The organism is Amycolatopsis coloradensis (genome assembly GCF_037997115.1).
Classification (GTDB): domain Bacteria; phylum Actinomycetota; class Actinomycetes; order Mycobacteriales; family Pseudonocardiaceae; genus Amycolatopsis; species Amycolatopsis coloradensis_A.
The window spans coordinates 2,154,868-2,173,734 of record NZ_CP150484.1 but is presented as its reverse complement, the minus strand read 5'-3'; the positions used below and the strand labels follow the sequence as shown (position 1 = coordinate 2,173,734).

Sequence of the window (18,867 nt, the reverse complement as noted above, 5' to 3'; positions counted from 1 at the left end):
TCCCATGCTTGCCTCGACCGAATTGGCGCTGCTGCGCCGCCTCGCGCACGAGCAATCCTCGTGCCGCGCCCCGTCCATCGTCGCCGCCGTCGTCCGTGACGGCGAACTCGCCTGGTCCGGAGGGCGCGGACGTGTCGACGGCGAGACACCCGGCGCCGACACGCAGTACCGGCTCGGCTCGATCACCAAGACACTCGTCGCGACGGCCGTCATGCGGCTGCGCGACGAAGGCAAGCTCGACCTCAACGACCCGCTGGAGCAGCACCTGCCGGGCACCGCGTTCGGCTCGGCCACCATCGCGCAGCTGCTGTCGCACACCTCCGGCCTGACCGCGGAATCGCCCGGCTCCTGGTGGGAGCGCACGGTCGGCGCCGACTGGGACGCGCTCGTCGAGAGCCTCAAGGACGGCGCGACGCGGCTGCGCCCGGGCAGCAAGTTCCACTACAGCAACGTCGGATACGGCGTGCTCGGCGAGCTGGTCGCCCGGCACCGCGGGCAGTCCTGGCTCGACGTCATCCGCGCCGAGATCCTCCGCCCGCTCGGCATGACCAGGACGTCGCCGCACCCCGAAGGCGCGCACGCGAGCGGATTCGCCGTGCACCCCTTCGCCGATCTCCTCATGCCGGAACCGTCTCCGGACGCGGGTGCGATGGCCCCGGCCGGGCAGCTGTGGTCGACGATCACCGACCTCGCCCGCTGGACGTCGTTCCTCGGCGGTCACACCGGCGGCGTGCTCAGCGAGCAGACCGTCGCGGAGATGCGCGAAATGGTCACCGTGGACGACGGCGACGCCTGGACCACCGGATTCGGCCTCGGCGTCATGCTGATCCGCACGGAGGGCAGGCGGCTGGCCGGGCACACCGGGTCGATGCCGGGGTTCCTCGCCTGCTCGCTGGTCGACGCGAACGCCGGCATCGGCGCGCTCGTGCTGACGAACTCGACGGCGGGCGTCGGGATCACGCAGCTCTGCCTCGACCTGATGAAGCTGACCGAACAGCACGAGCCGTCGATGCCCGCCGAATGGCAACCGTCCACTGTGGACCCGAAGCTGCTGGAGCTGACGGGGTTGTGGCACTGGGGCCCGACGCCGTACCACCTGCGACTGCTTCCGGGCGGCCTGTTCTCCCTCGCGCCGGCCGACGGCCCCGGCCGCGCTTCACGCTTCGCGCCGGTGGGCGAGGACACCTGGGTCGGACTCGACGCCTACTACGCGGGCGAAACGCTGCGGGTCGGGCGGGACTCGGCGGGCAAGCCGAACCACCTCGACCTCGCGACGTTCATCTTCTCGCGGACCCCGTTCGACCCGGCCGCGCCCATCCCGGGCGGCGTCGACCCCGAGGGCTGGCGCTAACGGAAGCGGAAGGCGGCGGTCGTGAATTCGCGGCCGCCGTCGGCGCACACCAGGACATCGCCGTAGTGGGCGTCGCCGACGACCCACATCCGGCGCGGTCCGCGCAGCGACTCGGCGAGTTCGCCGGGGCATCGCTCGATGACGAACTTCGCCGGGCTGCCGTCGAGGACGGCCCATCCGCGCGCGGTGTCCGCGTCCGGATCCAGCGTGGCGGTGGCCAGCGCCCATGGCCCGAACACCACGTCGAGGACACCTTCACGGCGCCGGATCGTGAACCGCAACGCCGTCCACCACTGACGGGTCTTCGGCGAAGAGATCTCCCCAGGCCCGTCTCCGTGCACCCAGCGCGGCAGGCCGGGAACGAACACGAGCACGAGCGTCGCCACGAAACCGAGCGGTGCGCCGATCGCCGCCGTCTCGTCCCAATCGGCGAAGATCGCGTGGACGACGAAGACGAGGAAGTACAGGAACAGGAAACCCCATCTGGGTCTCCACGGTTCGGGCATCAGGCCGCCGGGGTGTGCCCGACCGCCGCGCCGACGGCCGCGATGAACTTGCGGGCGATGCGCTTGCCCTCGCCCCAGTCGACGAAGCCGAACTTGAGGCTCGTCTGGATCGCCAGCCCGGAGCCCTCCGTCGTCCGCTCCACCTTCACGGTGACCGTCTGCCCATAGCTGAAGAAGCCGAGCTTGGTCGAGAAGGTGACGTATCCGGCCGCGGCGTCGTAATAGGGGACTTGGCCCTTGACCGCGTCGACCCCGTTGGGGAGGGCCTGCCACAACGCCTCGGGGGGAACGGGGAACCGCTCGTGCACTGTCGCCATGAGGCGAGAAGCTACCCGGCGGTCGGCGCCGGTGGGAGCCGGTCCGCCGATCTCACATATCGGACACGCGACACCGACTATCAGCAGGGTCGTCCCGACCTGAGAGACTGGGCACATGACCGACGCACCTGAGTTGACCCTCCCCGCGGACCTTAAGCCTGCCGATGGCCGCTTCGGCTGCGGACCGTCCAAGGTCCGTGACGAGCAGCTCGCCAACCTGGCGAAATCCGGTGCCACCTACCTCGGCACCTCGCACCGTCAGAAGCCGGTGAAGTCCCTCGTCGGCCGCGTGCGTGCAGGTCTGTCCGAATTGTTCTCCCTGCCCGAAGGCTACGAAGTGGTCCTCGGCAACGGCGGGACGACCGCATTCTGGGACGCCGCGGCGTTCGGGCTCGTGCGGGAACGTGCGCAGCACTTCACCTACGGCGAGTTCTCCTCGAAGTTCGCCACGGTGACCAAGGGCGCCCCGTTCCTCGCCGACCCGATCGTCGTCAAGGCCGACCCGGGCGGCGCGCCCGAGATCGCCTACGAGGCAGGCGCCGACCTGGTCGGCTGGGCGCACAACGAGACCTCGACCGGTGTCGCGGTGCCCGTGCGCCGCCCCGAAGGCAGTGAAGGCGCCCTCGTCGCCATCGACGCCACCTCCGGCGCGGGCGGCCTGCCGGTCAAGGCCGAGGACTTCGACGTCTACTACTTCGCGCCCCAGAAGTCCTTCGCCTCCGACGGTGGCCTCTGGATCGCACTGGCCTCGCCGGCCGCGGTCGAGCGCATCGGCGAGATCGGCGCGAGCGACCGCTGGATCCCCGAGTTCCTGTCGCTGACCACGGCGCTCGACAACTCCCGCAAGGACCAGACGTACAACACCCCGGCGGTGTCGACGCTGTTCCTGCTGGCCGACCAGATCGAGTGGATGAACTCGAACGGTGGTCTCGAGTGGACCACCTCGCGCACGCGCGACTCGTCGACCCGGCTGTACGAGTGGGCCGAGAAGACCAGCTACACGACGCCGTTCGTCAGCGACCCCTCGCTGCGCTCGCAGGTCGTCGGCACCATCGACTTCGCCGACGAGGTGGACGCCGCCGCGGTGGCGAAGGTGCTGCGCGCCAACGGGATCGTCGACACCGAGCCGTACCGGAAGCTCGGCCGCAACCAGCTGCGCGTCGGCCTGTTCCCGGCCATCGACCCGGACGACATCACGAAGCTGACCCAGAGCATCGAGTACGTCGTCGAGCGCCTGGGCTGAGCTAGCTGTCCGTGAAGGCCTCCTTCCCTACCCTGAGCGTAGGGAAGGAGGCCTTCACGGATTTAAGCACCAGTAGGAGAAGGCCGTACAGCACATAGGACTCCGTCGCCAGCCACCAGCCGAAGTTCCCGGCGGGCCGCGGCGCGAGCCACATCGGCGCGATCACGAACAGCGCCACCGTCACGGCCGCGAGCGTGTACGAGGCGACCGAGCGCGCCCAGATCAGCAGCGCGAGGATCGGCACGCACCAGATCCAGTGGTGCGTCCAGGACACCGGCGACACCAGCAGCCCGCCGACAGCGCACGCGGTCAGCGCGAGCACCGGTTCCGCGACGCGCACGATCACGAACGCGGTCAGCGCGACCACGGCGATCGAGGCCAGCACCCAGACGATGTCTTCCGCCGAGCCGAGCCCGAAGCGCGCGAGCATCCCGCGCAGCGACTGGTTGCCGACATAGCCGCGATCGCCGATGCGGCCGGTGTCGAAGAGGATGTTCGTCCAGAACTTCGCGGACGCGCCCGGCGCGGCCAGGAACATCAGCGCGCCCGCGCCGAGGAACCCGGCCACGACCCGCGCGGACGAGCGGAAGTCCTTGCGGAACAGGAAGAACAGGATGAAGAAGGCCGGGGTCAGCTTGATGGCCGCGGCGACGCCGATCAGCAGTCCCTTCGTGCGGGCGCGGCCCGGCAGGAGCGCGTCGAGGACGACGATCAGCATCAGCAGCGTGTTGACCTGGCCGAAGCCGAGCGTCGAGCGGACCGGCTCCATGACGCCGCCGACGGCCTGGGCCCCGATCGCCGCCAGGACGGCGATGGCGCGACCACGGACGTTCGCACGGTCGGTGAGCGAACCGTTGAGTGTCGCGACGAAGAGATAGACGACGATGCCGCCCGCGATGATCGACGCGAGCCCGACCAGTCTCGTGGCCAGCGCGGCGGACAACAGCGTGCCGGGCAGGAACACCGCCGCCGCGAACGGTGTGTAGGTGAAGGGCAGCCAGCCGCCGTGCGTCTGCACCCACGCGCCGTACGGGTCGCCGGAGTCGACGAGCAGCCGCGCGCCGCCGATGTAGACCTCGAGGTCCTGGCCGTCGAACACCTTGAGCGTGAACAGCACGCCGACCACGACGGCTTCGAGCGCGATCAACGCCCCCGCGAGTTTCCGCCCCGACAATCCCACCAGCACCCGGCGAGATTACCCACCGTTGGCGGGGGCTGAAGGGGACCATGCCCGCATGAGACGCGGTGAAGGGAACTTTCCCCGCGTCTCATGCGGGGAAAGTTCCCTTCAGCCCCCGCGAGCTAGGCGAGGGCCTGGGTGGGCGGCAGCCGTGCCGCGCGCATCGCCGGATAGGCACCGGCGACGGCACCGACCAGAGCCGAGACGCCGACCCCGCCGAGCAGGGCGCCGACGGGGAGCACCGCCGGCCAGCCCTGGCTCAGCGCGTACCCGGCCGTCACCAGCACGCCGACCAGGACCCCGGCGATCCCGCCGAGCCCGGACAACAGCACCGACTCGGCCAGGAACTGGCCTCTCACCTGCCGTTTCGTCGCGCCGAGCGCGCGACGGAGGCCGATCTCCCGGCGCCGCTCCAGCACCGAGATCACCATCGTGTTGGCCACCCCGACGCCACCGACCAGCAGCGCCACCCCGCCCAGCCCGAGGAACAGCGCGCTGTAGGTGTTCTCCGTCAGCTTCTGCGCCTCCAGCGCCTCCGACGGACGGCGCACCTCGACCTCGTTCGGCGCCTCCGGGTTCATCGTCTGCGCGAGCACCGAACGCACGTTCTCGACCTGCGAATCCTTCGCCCGCACGTACACGGTGGTCGGATGCCCCTCGAAGCCGAGGAGTCGCTTGGCGACGTCCCAGCCGACCAGCGCCGACCGCTCGATCTCGGGCGCCAGCGGCGTCGGCCCGAGAATGCCGCCCACGGTGAACCATTGGCCGCCGATGAACACCTGGGGCGGCTTGGCCGGATCGATGTGGTCGATCCCGAGCCGCGCGGCCGCGACCGAACCCAGCACGGTGACCGGGTAGTCGCGGGTCGCGTCACGGAGGAACCGCCCGGTGCGGACGGCACCGCCGATGACGTCGAGGAGGTCCGGCGTCGCCGCGTAGACGGAAAGGCCGGACGTCTCGTCCTTGGCGATCTTGTCCGTACGCCGCACCGTCCCGTCGGTGGTGCCGGTCGCGGACGCCGCCGTCACCGGGGCGATCCGCTTCGCCATCGGCACCGCGCTGTCCGGCAGCGTCGCGTCGCCGCCGAACATCGTCTTGCCCGGGCCAGCCGAAAGCAGGTTCGTGCCGAGCGCGGCCAACTGGTCTTGCAACGCCTTCGCGCCCGACGCCGGGATCGCGAGCACCGCCACCATCGCGGCGATCCCGATCCCGATGCCGAGCGCGGACAGCACCGCCCGCATCGGCCGCGTCCGCATCCCGTGCGCGCCGAGGTTCAGCACGTCACGCGGGCCGAGCCTGGCCGGATCCGGCGTCTTGTCGGCGACGGGTGCGCTCACACCAGCACCCCCGTCCCGGTGTCGAGCCGGATCCGGCCGTCCCGCAACTCGATCCGCCGCGGGATACCCGCCGCGATCTCCCGGTCGTGCGTGATGATCACGACCGTCGTCCCCTGCGAGCTCAGCGTGGCGAGCAGGTTGAGGATCGCCGCGCCGTTGCCCGTGTCGAGGTTCCCGGTCGGCTCGTCGGCCAGCAGGATCGACGGCGAGTTGACGACCGCCCGCGCGATCGCCACCCGCTGCCGTTCCCCGCCGGAGAGCTCGTTCGGGAAGTGGCCCGCCCGATGCGCGAGACCGACCCGGTCGAGCGCGGCCAGCGCCCGCTCGTGCCGTTTCCGCCGCGGCACGCCCGCGTACAGCAGCCCCGTCGCGACGTTGTCGACCGCGCTCACCCCCTCGCTGAGGAAGAACTGCTGGAACACGAATCCGATCCATCGTGATCGCAACGCGGAAAGCTTGCGGTCGGGCAGTTTCGCCACGTCGTGCCCGCGCAGTTCGATGACGCCGCTGGTCGGCCGGTCGAGCGTGCCCATCAGCTGCAGCAGCGTCGACTTGCCGGAGCCGGACGGGCCGACGATGGCGACCATCTCCTTGTCCTCAATGGACAGTGATACCTCGTGCAGCGCCCGGACCCCGCCGGGATAGGTGCGCGAGGCACCGCGCACGTCCAGCACCGGGGTCATGAGGTGGTCACCACCCGCATCCCGGCGGCGAGGCCGGTACCGCTGATTTCGACGCGGCCGTTGCTGAACAGACCCGTTTTCACCGCGATGAGGCGCCGATTTCCGCCTTCGTCGACCTCGACGGCGTATCCACCCTCGGCGAGCGCGAGCAGCGCTCCGACCGGAACCGCCAACACTCCACTGTGGACTTCCTTGGTGAAGCGCACCGAGACGGGCGTCGAATCGAGCGACCCCGCCGCGGCCGGATCGTCCAGCTTGATCTTCACCTTGATCTTCGGCTTGCCGTCGTCCTGCCCGGCGCCGTCCTTGCCGGTCTCCGCGACCTTGCCGACCTCGGTGATCACGCCGGTCGTGTTCTTGCCGCCGGTGATGTCGACCCCGACCTTGTCACCTTCCTTCGCGATGGCCTGTTTGGCGGCGTCGAGCTTGACCTCGACGAGGCGCTCGGTGCCGGTGTACTTCAGGAGTTCGCCGCCGCCGGGGCCGCCGAGCTGCGCGGCGACCTGCGAAACCCGGATCTCGCCGGGGGCGAGGACGACGTCGCCCTGTCCGAACGCGCCGGTCTGCTCCAAGCCCAGCGACTTCTGCCACTTCTTGAGCGCGGCGGCGGTCGCCGAGGTGAACTTCTTGTCCGGGGTGCCGAAACCGCCGAAACCGAGCGCCTTCAGGTTCTCTTCCAGCTGCTTGACGTCCGGGCCGTCCGCGGCCCCGTCCGCGAGGTCACGGAAGAACGGCAACGTGCCGTAGAACAGCGGAACAGGTTTGGCGTCGACGCCGTACACGGTCTTTCCCCGGGTGTACACCACCCCCGTGTCCGGAAGGGAGGTGACGGTGCCCTGTTTCCGGCCGGCGAGGGCGTTTTCCGCGCCGTAGCCCAGAGTTCCGTTCGCCTCTTCCTCCTCTTGCAGGTCGGTCTTCTCGACTTTCGCGGTCTCGACCGGCGGTGGCGCCTGCCCGACCTGCTGGGCCTCGGACGTGACCCTGGTCAGCACGACCACGGACATCGTCCCGGCCACGACGACGAGGACCGCCGCGATGATGAACCAGCGCGCCCGGCGCGACCGCCGTGCGCCGCCGGGTCCTTCGTGTTCGCTCATTTCGCCGGGGCCGCCCTCATGGTCATGCCGAGACCGCAGGCCTTCGCCGCTTCTTCGAACTTCTTGGGGTCGCCACCGGCGTCCATCGCGATGGCGCCACCCTGGCCGCCGGGCTGGGGGTCCGGGAAGTCGATGCCGTGCTCGCGCATGCACTTCGCTTCCTTGCGCATCTTGTCGAGCTCTTCGGGCGTGGGCGGCTTGATTTCGCCGCCGTTCGGCAGCAGCTTTTTGCACGCCTCGCTCGCGGCGTTCATCTTCTTCTCGTCCGGCATGTCACGCGCGTCGAAGGTGACGGTGTCCTGCCCGCTGCCGTCGGGCTTGGGTTCCGGCATCTCGATCCCGTGCTCGCGCATGCATTTCCGGTAGTTGCGGATCTTGTCCTCGTCGGACACGTTGTCCGCCTGCTTCCCGTCGCCCGCTCCGGCGGCGGGCGGGGAAGAGATCGAGGCGACCTTGTCGCCGCCGTCCCCGCCACCGCCACAGCCGGCCACCAGCGCGAGGACCGCTCCGGCGATCAGTGCCGCCATCGGTCGTTTCCGCATCGCTGCTCCTTCGGTCGTCTTGGCGCACCGATTTCTACGGAGCCGGCGATTCCGGCGCGGTAAGCGAAGTCGCTTATGCCGCGCTTACCGTCCCAGTCAGCGGAACAGAGATCGGATCTATCTTCCGTCTTTACGGGTGAACTAGGCGTCCCGTGAGACTTCCAGGGGTTCACATCCGACCTCTTGCTTCTTAGAGTCCCCAGCGTCCACACCTCAGCGAGGAGGAGTGCATGAATCGCCGCAAGCCACTCCGGGCCCTGGCGGCCCTCGTCATCGCGACCACCGCACTGGGCGTCGTGCCCGCCGCGGAAGCCGCACCACTCCCGTCCGACCACGCCTACGACGACCCGTTCACCGCCGAGCGGACGCGCTGGTGGCGCGACGACCGCTTCGGCCAGTTCATCCACTTCGGCGCGTACTCCCAGCTGCAAGGGAAGTACACCCGTCCCGACGGAAGCGTCTGCCAGGACGCGGAGTGGATCCAGCGGACCTGCCAGATCCCGCGTGCCGAATACGAGCAGATCGCCGCGAAGTTCAACCCCGCCGGGTTCGACGCGAACGCCATCGCGCAGTCGGCGAAGGACGCGGGACAGAAGTACGTGGTGATCACGTCGAAACACCACGAGGGCTACGCGATGTGGCCGACGAAGGTCAACAAGTTCAACCTCCGCGACCATTCGGCGTTCGACAAGAAGCGCGACATCCTCGCCGAACTGAAACGCGCGACGGCCGCGCGCGACGTCAAACTCGGCTTCTACTACTCGATCTGGGATTGGCACGACCCGGACTTCCCCGATCCCGCGACGTTCCCGAAGTACAAGGAACGGATGTACGCCCAGCTCAAGGAACTCGTCGACAACTACCATCCGGCGGTGTTGTGGTTCGACGGCGAATGGAGCACCGACCGGCCCAACAACCCGTGGACGGAAAGGGACGGCGAGGAACTGGAGGCCTACGTCCGCGGCCTCGATCCGTCCATTGTGGTCAACAACCGCGTCGGCAAACGCCGGGTGGTCGACGGCGACACGGGGACGCCCGAACAGGAGATCCCGGATAAACCGGTCGACGGGCAGCTGTGGGAGTCGTGCATGACCCTCAACGGCAGCTGGGGATACACCGATTGGGACCATAACTGGAAGTCCTCGGCGGATCTGACCAGGAAGCTGCTCTCGATCGCCGGCCGCAGCGGCAATTTCCTGCTCAATGTCGGGCCCGACCGCAACGGCCGCGTACCGCAGGAATCCATCGACCGGCTGAAGCAGATGGGCCAGTGGCTGCGAACGAACGGTCAGTCCGCCGCCGTCTACGGAGCGGGCGCGCCGGGACTGGTCGCCGAACCGGGCTGGGGCGTCGTCAGCCGTCGCGGCGACAAGCTCTACGCGTCGGTGTTCGACTGGCCCGCTTCAGGCGGCTCGCTGACGCTCGAAGCGTTGGCACCTTTCCGGGTTCGCGAGGCGCGGGTGCTCGGCAGCCGTCAGCGCGTGCGGGTCGAGCAGACCTCCGGAAGCGTGAAACTCACGCCGTCGGGCGGCCGGACGAACGACGTCGCGACCGTCATCGAGCTGAGCGTCGATCCGCTGCCTCAGGCGCCCGCCGGCCGCGGGACGGGGCTGACCGCCGAGTACTGGCCGAACGCGGACTTCACCGGGACACCGACGGTGCGCCGGGTCGAGCCGGGCGTGAACCACAACTGGAAGTTCACCGGCTCACCGGACGCGAAGATCCCGGCGGAGACCTTCTCGTCGCGCTGGACCGGCCGGGTCACCGCGCGGGACACCGGGAAGTACACGTTCACCACGGTTTCGGACGACACCGTGCGACTGTGGGTCGACGGGAAACTCCTGATCGACAACACCATCCCGCACGGCCCGAGTGTCGACAAAGCGACACTTGACCTGGTCGCCGGGCGGTCGTACACGATCCGGCTAGACCACACCGAACGAGGCGGTGAGGCGTCGATGAAGCTGCTGTGGTCCAGCCCGAACACCCCTCAGCAGGTGCTTCCGGCGCGGCAGCTGCACCCCGCCGGCTGATCCCTCTGGAGCGAGGGGGTCGTGAGTGGCGTTTCGGGTTCTGACCCGAAACGCCACTCACGACACACGCCACCCGNTCCCAGGATCCGCGTCCTCATGCGTGTGTCCGCAAAGGACGGAGCACGGCAGCGGCGACGACCACTCACGACCCACGCCACCCGGTCGGCTGAGCCGCGCTTATCCCGCGCTTACCCCCGTCCGGGGCAGACTGGCCAGGTGAGAGTGCTGGTGGTGGAAGACGAGCGGCTGCTGGCGGACACGATCGCCGAGGGCCTGCGACGGTTCTCCATGGCCGTCGACGTCTGCTACGACGGCGCGCAGGCCCTGGACCGGGTCGGAGTGCACGGCTACGACGTCGTCGTCCTCGACCGGGATCTCCCCGTCGTGCACGGTGACGAGGTCTGCGCCGCGGTGATCGGGGCCGGCGGCGAGGCGCGGGTCCTCATGCTGACGGCCGCGGCCGACGTCAACGACCGGGTCGCCGGGCTTGGCCTCGGCGCCGACGACTACCTGACGAAACCGTTCGCGTTCGCCGAACTCGTCGCGCGGGTGCAGGCGCTGTCGCGGCGCGCACGGCCGGCGCTGCCGCCGGTGCTGAAGCGCGGCGGCGTGGTCCTCGACCTGCCCCGGCACCAGGCGTCGCGCGACGGCAGGTTCCTTCCTTTGTCCCCCAAGGAGTTCGCGGTACTGGAGGTGCTCATGCGCGCCGAAGGGACCGTGGTCAGCGCGGAAGACCTGCTGGAGAAGGCTTGGGACGAACACGCCGACCCGTTCACGAACGCCGTCCGGGTGGCGATGATGACGTTGCGGCGCAAACTCGGTGAGCCGCCGCTGATCGAGACCGTGCCCGGCGCCGGTTACCGGTTCGGGTCGTGAAACCGCTCCGGCTCTCCGTCCGCACCAAGCTGACGGCGCTCTACGGCGGCGCGTTCCTGATCGTCGGGCTCGCGTTGCTCGTCGTCAACTACCTGCTGGTGAGCTCGACCCTGCCGGACACGGCCACCTTCGCGAACGGAGCGACCGCCGGGGCCCAATTGGAGGTCGCCAGGGCGTATCCGATGGACACGACGAGCATCCTCCCGGCCGAGCGCGCCCAGGCCACGCAACTGGTGGCGACCTCGATCACCGAATACCGCTCGGATGTCCTGTCGACCTTGCTGTGGCAATCGCTGGTGGCGCTGGCGATCGCCGGTGCGCTCGCGGTACTGCTCGGCTGGCTGATGGCGAGCCGGGTACTGCGGCCGTTGCACGCGATCACTTCCACCGCCAGGAAACTCGAGGTGGAAAACCTCGACCGGCGTATCGACCTCGACGGTCCCGACGACGAGCTCAAGGACCTCGCGGACACCTTCGACGGCATGCTCGACCGGCTCGCCGTGTCGTTCGACAGCCAGAAACGCTTCGTCGCCAACGCCTCCCACGAACTGCGGACCCCGCTGGCGGTACAGCGCACGCTCGTCGAGGTGGCGATGGCCGATCCCGACGCGAGCCCCGAGGTCCGGAGACTCGGCGAACACCTGATCTACACCAATGAACGCAGCGAACGGATGATCGAGGGCCTGCTCGTGCTCGCCCGCAGTGACCGCGGCCTGGCCGCGCGCGGCCCCGTCCGGCTGGACGAGGTCGCGGCGACGGTGATCCGGTCGGCGTCGGCCATGGCCGAGGAAGCGGGCGTCACGGTGGAGTCGCGGCTGCGGCCGCGGACGGTGTCCGGCGATCCCGTGCTGCTGGAGCGGCTGGTCACGAACCTGGTGCACAACGCCATCACCTACAACCACAAGGGCGGCTGGGTCCACGTCGACATCGGCGTCGATCCGGCGCTGGTGGTGCGCAACACGGGCCCGCAGGTGCCGCTGGACGCCGTGCCCGCGCTGTTCGAACCGTTCCGGCGGCTGGCGGGCGACCGCACCGGCGACTCGCGCAACGCGGGACTCGGGCTGTCGATCGTCCGGTCCATCGCCAAGGCGCACGGTGGGACCGCGGGCGCGGAACCGGGTGGCCGCGGCGGTGGACTGGTCGTCCGGGTGCGGCTGCCGTAGATTCCCCCGATCGTGACTGTGCGTGTCCGGCGCGTCACGCCACGAGCCGCCCGTCGCTCCCGCAGAATTCCCCTTGCCGTCATGAACAAAATAGTGAGCAGGACACATGACATCGGCGCGCCTCACACGTCAAGGCGACGCGCCGTTTTAACGTGGACACCCACAATGGTGAAGAATCGGGGAGGCGAGAATGCGAGCGCTACGGGTGGTCGGGCTGCACGAGGACGGTAAGTCCATCGTGTGCGAAGACCCGGCGAGCCGCACGCGCTTCCTGCTCCCCGCGGATGAGAGGCTGCGAGCGGCGGCGAGGGGTGACATCACCCGCCTCGGCCAGATCGAAATCGAGTTGGAGAGCCAAATGCGGCCACGCGAGATCCAGGCACGAATCCGGGCCGGTGAGTCCGTGGAGCAGGTCGCGAGCAGCGCCGGCGTCACCGTGCAGCGCGTCGAGCGGTTCGCGTACCCCGTCCTGCTCGAACGTTCCCGCACCGCCGAACTGGCCCAGCGAGCCCATCCGGTCCGCGAGGACGGCCCCGACGTCCAGACGCTCGGCGAGGTCGTGGCGCACTCCTTCGGGCAGCGCGGCCACGACTACAGCCAGGCGACCTGGGACTCCTGGCGAGGCGACGACGGCAAGTGGGTCGTCGTGCTGAGCTGGAAGGCCGGCCGCTCGGACAACCGCGCGCACTGGTCGTTCGCGCCCGGCGCACACGGCGGCACCGTGCAAGCCCTCGACGAGAACGCCGAAGTCCTGCTCAACCCCAACGCCTACCGCGCCCCGCGCACGGTTCGGGCGCTGGACCCCGGCAAGGAAGCGGTCGTCCAGCCCACCCTCGATTCGGCCCCCGAAGAGCCGGTCGCGAAGGTGATCGGCGCGCCGATCGCGGAGCCCGAAGAAGAGGCCGAGCCACCACTTCCGGCTGACGAGCCGGAGGAAGTGGCCGAACCCGCTCCACGGGCGAAGGGGAAGAAGAACCACCCCATCGTTCCATCCTGGGAAGACGTCCTTCTGGGCGTCCGATCACAACGAGGTTGAATCCGCACGTAGTGGCCCCTTCCGGTGGAGGGGCCATTACGTGCGTCCGGGGACCTGCGCGATCAGGGATTTCGGCGCCACGAGGCAATACGCGTCGACGACGATCCGCTCGATTTCGGTCCAGTCGACGTCCACGTCCAGCCGTACCCCGAGCCACCCCCGATGGCCGACATACGGCGGCCGGAAGAACCGCTCCGGCTCGGCGCCCACCAGTTCCTCCTGTGCCCCGGGCGGCGCCGGGCACCAGAAGGCGACCTTGTCGTCGTGATGACGGTCCGCGTACATGACGAACGTCTTCTTGCCGCGCACGAACCAGGTCGGCTCGCCGTGACTGAGCCGCTCGGAGGCTTCCGGCAGCGCGAGACAAAGCCGTCTGAGTGAATCGAGCGGATCTCCGGCCATGGATCTCAGTATCCTCGCCGCTCGGTTCACGCGGAACCGAGCGTCCTCCCCTACTCTCGGGGAACGGGAGGGATCATGTTTTCGATGACCGGGGAGAACCCGTGGCAAGTGCGTGTCACGAGACTGCGCTACCAAGTCCTGTCCGGAGCGCCGTACGCACACGTTTCCCCGGTCGAATGGCAGGTCGCCCCGGACAGCATCCGCATGATCGCCCGCGAGCGCGGCTACGTCGAAATCCCGCCGATGTTCCAGGGCTGCCTGAGTTTCCGGCACGCGCCGGATCGGTTTCCCCCGGTCCCCGCTTTCGATCATCCTGAAACCGGGCCGAGCAAGGACCGGGAACGCTGGCTTCGTAACCGGATCGACGGGAAAGCCGCGGTCTGGATCAGCGTCCGCCACGCCAAGCTTTCCACCCGGCACATCACCGAAATCGCCACCGGCGAAGGAATGACCGTCGTCGCCGACCTTTCCGACCCCACCGACCGGCTACTTCTGGTGAGCCGGGATCCGCGACCGCCGAGGCGACCCGTTCCCGTCCAGGCGGGCCTGAAGCGGTTCCGCTACTCGTTCCTCCTCTGGCTCCTGCCACTCGTGAACTTCTTCCTGTGTTTCACCGGCGGGTTCATCGTCAGTGCCTCGAACGGCTACGACCCTGAAACACCGCTGGTGACCATTCTCATCGTGATGGCCTTCGGCCTCGCGATCCCGCTTTCCTTCATCGTCACCGTGTTCCCGCGTACGACCAAGGCCGGTTGGCTGGCGAAGGAGTTCAACGGGAGCAACAGTGTGCAGTTCCCGTTGAGCACGTTCGGGATCTCGGAGGCCCTTGCCGTTCAGGTCGCCGCTCATCACGGCTATTTCCTGATCGGGCACACGGGTTCGCGAATGCACGGCCGCTACCTGAAGTTCGCCAAGCAGGTATAGGAAGGGCAGCCGATGTACCTGTCGCCGGAAGGGATCCAGCCCGTCGAATTCGGGGCCGAGTGGGCCTGCCTCCTCGGTTCATTGCGGTACCGGCAGTTCGATGAACGCTCCGTCGTGCACGTCTCCCCCGCCATATGGGGAATGGATCCGGCGACCATCCGGCAAGCCGCCTACGACCGCCGATACGTCGAGGTCCCTCCCGCCGGGCCGGACGTCCTCAGCTTCCAGTTCGCCCCGGACTCCTTTCCCGGACGGCTCTTCGACTACCCAGCGCCCAGTCCGGCCCCTTCGCGCGGTCAATGGCTGATGAAGAAGATCCGCGGTAAGGACCGGGTCTGGATCAGCCTGCAGGACGCGAAGCTCAGCCGACGGCATGCCGTCGAGCTCGCGGGGCAGGCTCAGATGACCGTAATGGCCGAATTCGCGGATTCCGGGGACCGGATCCTGCTGCTCTCCCGCGCGTCGAATCCACCGCGCACGACAACCGGACTCCGGATCGGTTCGCCGGGTTGCCTGACGGCCACCGTCGTGACCGTGATGATCCTGGCCGCCGTCGGCTGCGCGGCCGGCGCGATGACCGAGCGTCCTTGGCTGCTCCTGTTGAGCGTGGGCGTCGGCTTTCCCCTGATCCTGGCGAGTTTCCTCTGGACGCGCGCCGCCCCCAGGAGCCACCGCGTGGCTTGGCTGGCCGACCGGTTCAACGGTTCACCGTCACTCCTGATCGCCCCTGGTGTCTACGGCGTCAGCCCCGAACTGGTCGCACAGATCGCCGCGTACTTCGACTACTACTACACCGCCTGGGTACGGCAGAACAACGGACGGCTCCAAGGAATGGCATTCGTGAGACGGAACATTTCGGCACACCGGGGAACGGAAACGGACGGGCGAACGTCGGACACAGGTGACACGGGGCGGTTCTGAACTGCCGGTCAAGCCGTACCAAAGGGGGGTACATGAGCGGGTACACGGTGAAGATCGCCGAGCTGGGAAAGCTCATCGGCGATCTGGAAACCGGCGCCGACCGGATGGCGGACGCGAACAAGAAACTCTCCGGTGGCGCCGCGTGGGGCACACTGGGCCACGAGGATCTCGCGAAATCCGGAATGGATTTCGAAGAAGCCTGGGAATTCGGCATCGGCAGACTGGGCGAGGCCGCGGAAGGCGTCACCGAAAGGCTGAAGAAGGCCCAGCAGAAGTACCAGAAGATGGAAGAAGAGTTCGGCGGCGACCTGAACAAGTTCGCGGAGCTGATCCCCGATCCCGTCGAGGGCCCGCAGGGCGGTGGCACACCGAAACCCGGGGGCACGCCCGACCCTTCACCGCGATTTCCGCTGGGCGATGACGGCGGCCCGGTCGGCGGCGGTTACACCGGGGGCATCACCGACATCCTCGGAGGTGGCCGGTGACCGGCAACCAGTACCCCGCGCTCGGCTTCGACCCGGCTCCCGGCGACGTCGGAGGTGTCGGAGATCTGGCCGAGAAGTACCGCGCGGTCAGCCGTGACCTCGCGGAGGCCGACACCATGCTCCGCCAGATCGTCACGAAGCAGGGAATCTGGACCGGCGAGGCCAGCGAGGCCTTCTCCCGGCGCTTGGGTCCGCTGCCCGAGTACCTGGATGGCGCGGCACGTTCGATGGCGCAGGCCGCGTACGCGCTCGAAGGTTGGACACACGACCTCGGGGAGATGCAGCGCCAAGCAGCCGATCTCGAGCGGCAGGCCAAGGCCGCCGCCCAAGCGGCCGAACACGCTCGCGCCAATCCCGACTTCGCGCTGGCCAACCGGACGTTCACCGACCAGGAGTCCTTGCGGATCGCGCAGGCTCTTCTCGACAACGCCGGACGGCAGCTCCAGGCGGCCATCGACGGTTGCACGGAAATTCAGGAAGCCGCGAAGAAGCTGCTCGAACAGCACACTTCGGCCGCCGCGCGCGTCGCGGACCTGCTCCGGAAGGCGAAAGAGCTCGCTCCCGACGAGCCCGATCTGCTGGACGACGTCGTCGACGCGGTCACCGGAGTCGTCACCGACCTCGTGAACACGACCGCCGACCTCGTGGACGCGGCATGGGACGTTGTTCAGGACAACGCCGAGATGCTGTCGAAGGTGTCCGACGTCATGGGCGATATCGGCAATGCCCTCGGCGTCGCCGGTGATCTGCTGCCGCCCCCGGCGGACACGGTCGTCGGCGCGGTCGCCACCGGGTTCGGCGTGGCCGCGCTGGGTGGCCACGCGACCGCGAAGCTCGCCGGTGCCGACGTCGCTCCGGAGACCCTTTATTTCGATCTCATCGGAGCGGGTACGTCACTGGTGGGCTCGCTGCCCGAACTGCCCGACGGCCTCATCAAGGGGATCGCGTACGGGACTCTCGGCGTCCAGGTGCAGACCGACGCCGCCGGTGAAGTGTCCGGTGGGTACAAGTTCGAAGGACCGATCGACGACTTCAAGAACTACTGGATCCCGAAGGACGGCACCCAATGGGCGGTGGCCGGTTCGTCGATCATCTTCGGCGGGGCCCCGCTGGCCGCGATGGCCATGGGCAACGCCATCGAGCAGGGCGCGGCCGAGGATCGGAAGAACGCCCAAGAGCGTGCCGAGGACAAGGCATGGAGCTGATGAACGCGACCGGTCTCCGGATCGACCTCCCGCCCGGCTTCACCGGGATGCCGGTGACCGGCGACGACACGTTGAACGCGCGAGTCGCACTGGCCGTCGGCGAAAAGGCCGCCGCCCATGCCGGGCGGTCCACCGAGGACTTCGCCGCCGCGTTGATGGCACTCACACCTGAGCTGAAGGCGAACGGCGTGCGGGTGTTCGGCAAGTTCGCCGCGGGCGACGGCCCCGAGTACCTCGCCACGTTGTCGCTGGCGGTGCTGCGCTGGCCGGACGCGGATCCGGAGATGCTGACCCTGCGGCGCACCGCGGTGGCCGACGCCTTGCTGGACGTCTACCGGAAGAAGAATCCGCGTGCCGACGCACGGGTGATCCGGTTGCCGATCGGCCCGGCGATGGCCGCGGTCGTGGCGGGCGAGTACCGCCTGCCGCCCGAGTTCACCGGCCGCCCGGCGGAGATCGTGCGCACGCAGGCCAAGGTGGAGTACCAGATCCCGCTGCCCGACGGCGAGTTCCTGGCCGTGCTGGTGGTCGCCGCCGAATCCGGGACAGGGTGGCCCGCGGTCGCGGAAGCCGCGTCCCGCGTTGCGCACAGCCTTCGCCCGGGCAGCACGGAGGAATGACCATGGCGGAACTCAGCAATCCCCAGCTGATCGAGGAAATGCGCTGGCAGCTGCGCGAGATCGAGGCGCGCAAGGCCGAGAACGCCAAGGCGCTCGCCGCGTCCGGTGACATGACCGAGGTGACTTCCCCCGACGGCACGGTGACGGTGACCGTCGGTCCCGGCGGGGCGATCGGCGAGGTCCGGCTCGCTGACAAGGCGATGGCGTCGAGCGCGAGCGCGCTCGGTGACGTCATCACGGCGACCATCCGGCGTGCGCTGACCGGGGAGCCCGCGCCGCGGCCGAACCGTCCGGCTCCCGCCGAGGACGAGCACGACGAGCCGATCGACACCGTTTTCGATCTTTAGAAGACGACGATCAGCACGCCGATCCACGCGATCACGATCCCCGCGGCCGCGCCGAAGGAGGCCCAGCGCACGATCGGCACCCTCCGCGCGAGCCACAGCGACGGCGTGATCCCGGCGGTCACGACGGCGGACGCGAGCAGCGCGAGCCAGCCGTTGGTCTCACGCGCGAGGGTGTTCGCCAGTGCCAGCATCGCCACGACGACCACGGCCGCGGCGAACGCGGAGACGGTCAGCCCGGTCAGCCAGGGTGTCGGTTCCCCGGTGGGGTCCGGCGTGCCGAAGAGCCGCCGCGCGAGTTCGTTGCGGGGTGCCGGGGCGGGCGGGTCGATGAGGACGCCGTCGCCGGAGACGGGATCGACGAACCGCACCGACGTGCCCATCGTGGCGGCGACCCGCTGGGCGAGCTGGCGGCCTCGCTGGGAGACCACGGAAGCCGCCTCGGTGCCGGAGCCGCCGACGGCGGAAGCGACCCTGGCCCATTCGTGCAACGCCTGAGCGAGATCCGAACCGATCGCGAGTGAATGCGGGTCCACCTCGCGCGCGCTTTCACCGCCAGGACCGGCCAGCACCGCGCGTCCCTCACGGATCCGCAATTCCAT

General features: G+C 69.0%; 21 protein-coding genes. 12 read left to right on the top strand and 9 right to left on the bottom strand.

Going from position 1 to position 18,867, the window contains the following annotated elements:
* Positions 1 to 4: 4 nt before the first annotated feature.
* Positions 5 to 1,351, top strand: coding sequence for a serine hydrolase domain-containing protein (locus LCL61_RS10145; RefSeq protein ID WP_340686604.1), 1,347 nt, complete (start codon positions 5 to 7; stop codon positions 1,349 to 1,351).
* Here LCL61_RS10145 and LCL61_RS10140 read toward each other — a convergent pair.
* Entirely contained in the window at positions 1,348 to 1,857 is a 510-nt protein-coding gene (locus LCL61_RS10140) for a hypothetical protein (RefSeq protein ID WP_340686603.1), read from the bottom strand. The two genes, LCL61_RS10145 and LCL61_RS10140, sit on opposite strands and share 4 nt — an antisense overlap.
* Positions 1,857 to 2,174 (bottom strand): hypothetical protein, encoded by a 318-nt coding sequence (locus LCL61_RS10135; RefSeq protein WP_192743760.1) that lies wholly within the window; start codon positions 2,172 to 2,174, stop codon positions 1,857 to 1,859. Before LCL61_RS10135 ends, LCL61_RS10140 begins: the two co-directional genes overlap by 1 nt.
* 115 nt (positions 2,175 to 2,289) lie before the next feature.
* On the opposite strand from LCL61_RS10135, the gene serC reads away from it, so the two are divergent.
* Positions 2,290 to 3,417 (top strand): phosphoserine transaminase, encoded by a 1,128-nt coding sequence (gene serC / locus LCL61_RS10130; protein WP_340686602.1) that lies wholly within the window; start codon positions 2,290 to 2,292, stop codon positions 3,415 to 3,417.
* A 1-nt stretch (position 3,418) separates the two neighbouring features.
* Here the strand turns inward: serC and LCL61_RS10125 are convergent, their stop codons facing one another.
* From LCL61_RS10125 to LCL61_RS10105, 5 genes are all read right to left on the bottom strand, one after another.
* A complete protein-coding gene (locus tag LCL61_RS10125; RefSeq protein ID WP_340686601.1) occupies positions 3,419 to 4,603 on the bottom strand; it encodes a glycosyltransferase 87 family protein in 1,185 nt (394 codons plus the stop codon).
* A 116-nt stretch (positions 4,604 to 4,719) separates the two neighbouring features.
* Entirely contained in the window at positions 4,720 to 5,934 is a 1,215-nt protein-coding gene (locus LCL61_RS10120) for an ABC transporter permease (RefSeq protein WP_340686600.1), read from the bottom strand.
* A complete protein-coding gene (locus LCL61_RS10115) occupies positions 5,931 to 6,617 on the bottom strand; it encodes an ABC transporter ATP-binding protein (protein ID WP_340686599.1) in 687 nt (228 codons plus the stop codon). The genes LCL61_RS10120 and LCL61_RS10115 overlap by 4 nt, the downstream gene beginning before the upstream one ends.
* The gene (locus LCL61_RS10110) at positions 6,614 to 7,714 is read right to left on the bottom strand and encodes a peptidoglycan-binding protein (protein ID WP_340686598.1); all 1,101 of its coding nucleotides are present in this window, start codon (positions 7,712 to 7,714) and stop codon (positions 6,614 to 6,616) included. The genes LCL61_RS10115 and LCL61_RS10110 overlap by 4 nt, the downstream gene beginning before the upstream one ends.
* Complete coding sequence (locus LCL61_RS10105) at positions 7,711 to 8,256, bottom strand: hypothetical protein (protein WP_340686597.1); 546 nt, start codon at positions 8,254 to 8,256, stop codon at positions 7,711 to 7,713. Before LCL61_RS10105 ends, LCL61_RS10110 begins: the two co-directional genes overlap by 4 nt.
* A 230-nt stretch (positions 8,257 to 8,486) precedes the next feature.
* Between LCL61_RS10105 and LCL61_RS10100 the strand changes: the two genes are divergently transcribed.
* The 4 genes from LCL61_RS10100 to sepH all read left to right on the top strand — a co-directional run bounded on the left by LCL61_RS10100 (position 8,487) and on the right by sepH (position 13,364).
* Positions 8,487 to 10,289: an alpha-L-fucosidase gene (locus tag LCL61_RS10100; protein WP_340686596.1), complete on the top strand. Its 1,803-nt coding sequence runs from the start codon at positions 8,487 to 8,489 to the stop codon at positions 10,287 to 10,289.
* A gap of 216 nt (positions 10,290 to 10,505) precedes the next feature.
* Positions 10,506 to 11,165, top strand: a complete 660-nt coding sequence (locus LCL61_RS10095; RefSeq protein ID WP_340686595.1) for a response regulator transcription factor — start codon at positions 10,506 to 10,508, stop codon at positions 11,163 to 11,165.
* Positions 11,162 to 12,328 (top strand): ATP-binding protein, encoded by a 1,167-nt coding sequence (locus LCL61_RS10090; RefSeq protein ID WP_340686594.1) that lies wholly within the window; start codon positions 11,162 to 11,164, stop codon positions 12,326 to 12,328. The genes LCL61_RS10095 and LCL61_RS10090 overlap by 4 nt, the downstream gene beginning before the upstream one ends.
* Positions 12,329 to 12,518: 190 nt before the next feature.
* Positions 12,519 to 13,364, top strand: coding sequence for a septation protein SepH (gene sepH, locus LCL61_RS10085; RefSeq protein WP_340686593.1), 846 nt, complete (start codon positions 12,519 to 12,521; stop codon positions 13,362 to 13,364).
* Positions 13,365 to 13,400: 36 nt separating this feature from the next.
* Here the strand turns inward: sepH and LCL61_RS10080 are convergent, their stop codons facing one another.
* The gene (locus LCL61_RS10080) at positions 13,401 to 13,766 is read right to left on the bottom strand and encodes an MmcQ/YjbR family DNA-binding protein (RefSeq protein WP_340686592.1); all 366 of its coding nucleotides are present in this window, start codon (positions 13,764 to 13,766) and stop codon (positions 13,401 to 13,403) included.
* An 84-nt stretch (positions 13,767 to 13,850) separates the two neighbouring features.
* Between LCL61_RS10080 and LCL61_RS10075 the strand changes: the two genes are divergently transcribed.
* From LCL61_RS10075 to LCL61_RS10050, 6 genes are read left to right on the top strand one after another with little or no spacing between them, the layout of a single operon-like run.
* On the top strand, positions 13,851 to 14,690 hold the full coding sequence (locus LCL61_RS10075) for a hypothetical protein (RefSeq protein WP_340686591.1): 840 nt from the start codon (positions 13,851 to 13,853) through the stop codon (positions 14,688 to 14,690).
* A 12-nt stretch (positions 14,691 to 14,702) separates the two neighbouring features.
* Positions 14,703 to 15,611 (top strand): hypothetical protein, encoded by a 909-nt coding sequence (locus LCL61_RS10070; RefSeq protein WP_340686590.1) that lies wholly within the window; start codon positions 14,703 to 14,705, stop codon positions 15,609 to 15,611.
* 32 nt (positions 15,612 to 15,643) lie between these two features.
* Positions 15,644 to 16,096, top strand: a complete 453-nt coding sequence (locus tag LCL61_RS10065) for a hypothetical protein (protein ID WP_340686589.1) — start codon at positions 15,644 to 15,646, stop codon at positions 16,094 to 16,096.
* Positions 16,093 to 17,301 (top strand): putative T7SS-secreted protein, encoded by a 1,209-nt coding sequence (locus LCL61_RS10060; RefSeq protein WP_340686588.1) that lies wholly within the window; start codon positions 16,093 to 16,095, stop codon positions 17,299 to 17,301. The genes LCL61_RS10065 and LCL61_RS10060 overlap by 4 nt, the downstream gene beginning before the upstream one ends.
* The gene (locus LCL61_RS10055; protein ID WP_340686587.1) at positions 17,292 to 17,921 is read left to right on the top strand and encodes a hypothetical protein; all 630 of its coding nucleotides are present in this window, start codon (positions 17,292 to 17,294) and stop codon (positions 17,919 to 17,921) included. The genes LCL61_RS10060 and LCL61_RS10055 overlap by 10 nt, the downstream gene beginning before the upstream one ends.
* 2 nt (positions 17,922 to 17,923) lie before the next feature.
* Positions 17,924 to 18,268 carry a YbaB/EbfC family nucleoid-associated protein gene (locus LCL61_RS10050; protein WP_340686586.1) on the top strand — a complete coding sequence of 115 codons (345 nt, stop codon included), beginning with the start codon at positions 17,924 to 17,926 and terminating at the stop codon, positions 18,266 to 18,268.
* Here the strand turns inward: LCL61_RS10050 and LCL61_RS10045 are convergent.
* Positions 18,265 to 18,867 (bottom strand): DUF2537 domain-containing protein, encoded by a 603-nt coding sequence (locus LCL61_RS10045; protein ID WP_340686585.1) that lies wholly within the window; start codon positions 18,865 to 18,867, stop codon positions 18,265 to 18,267. The two genes, LCL61_RS10050 and LCL61_RS10045, sit on opposite strands and share 4 nt — an antisense overlap.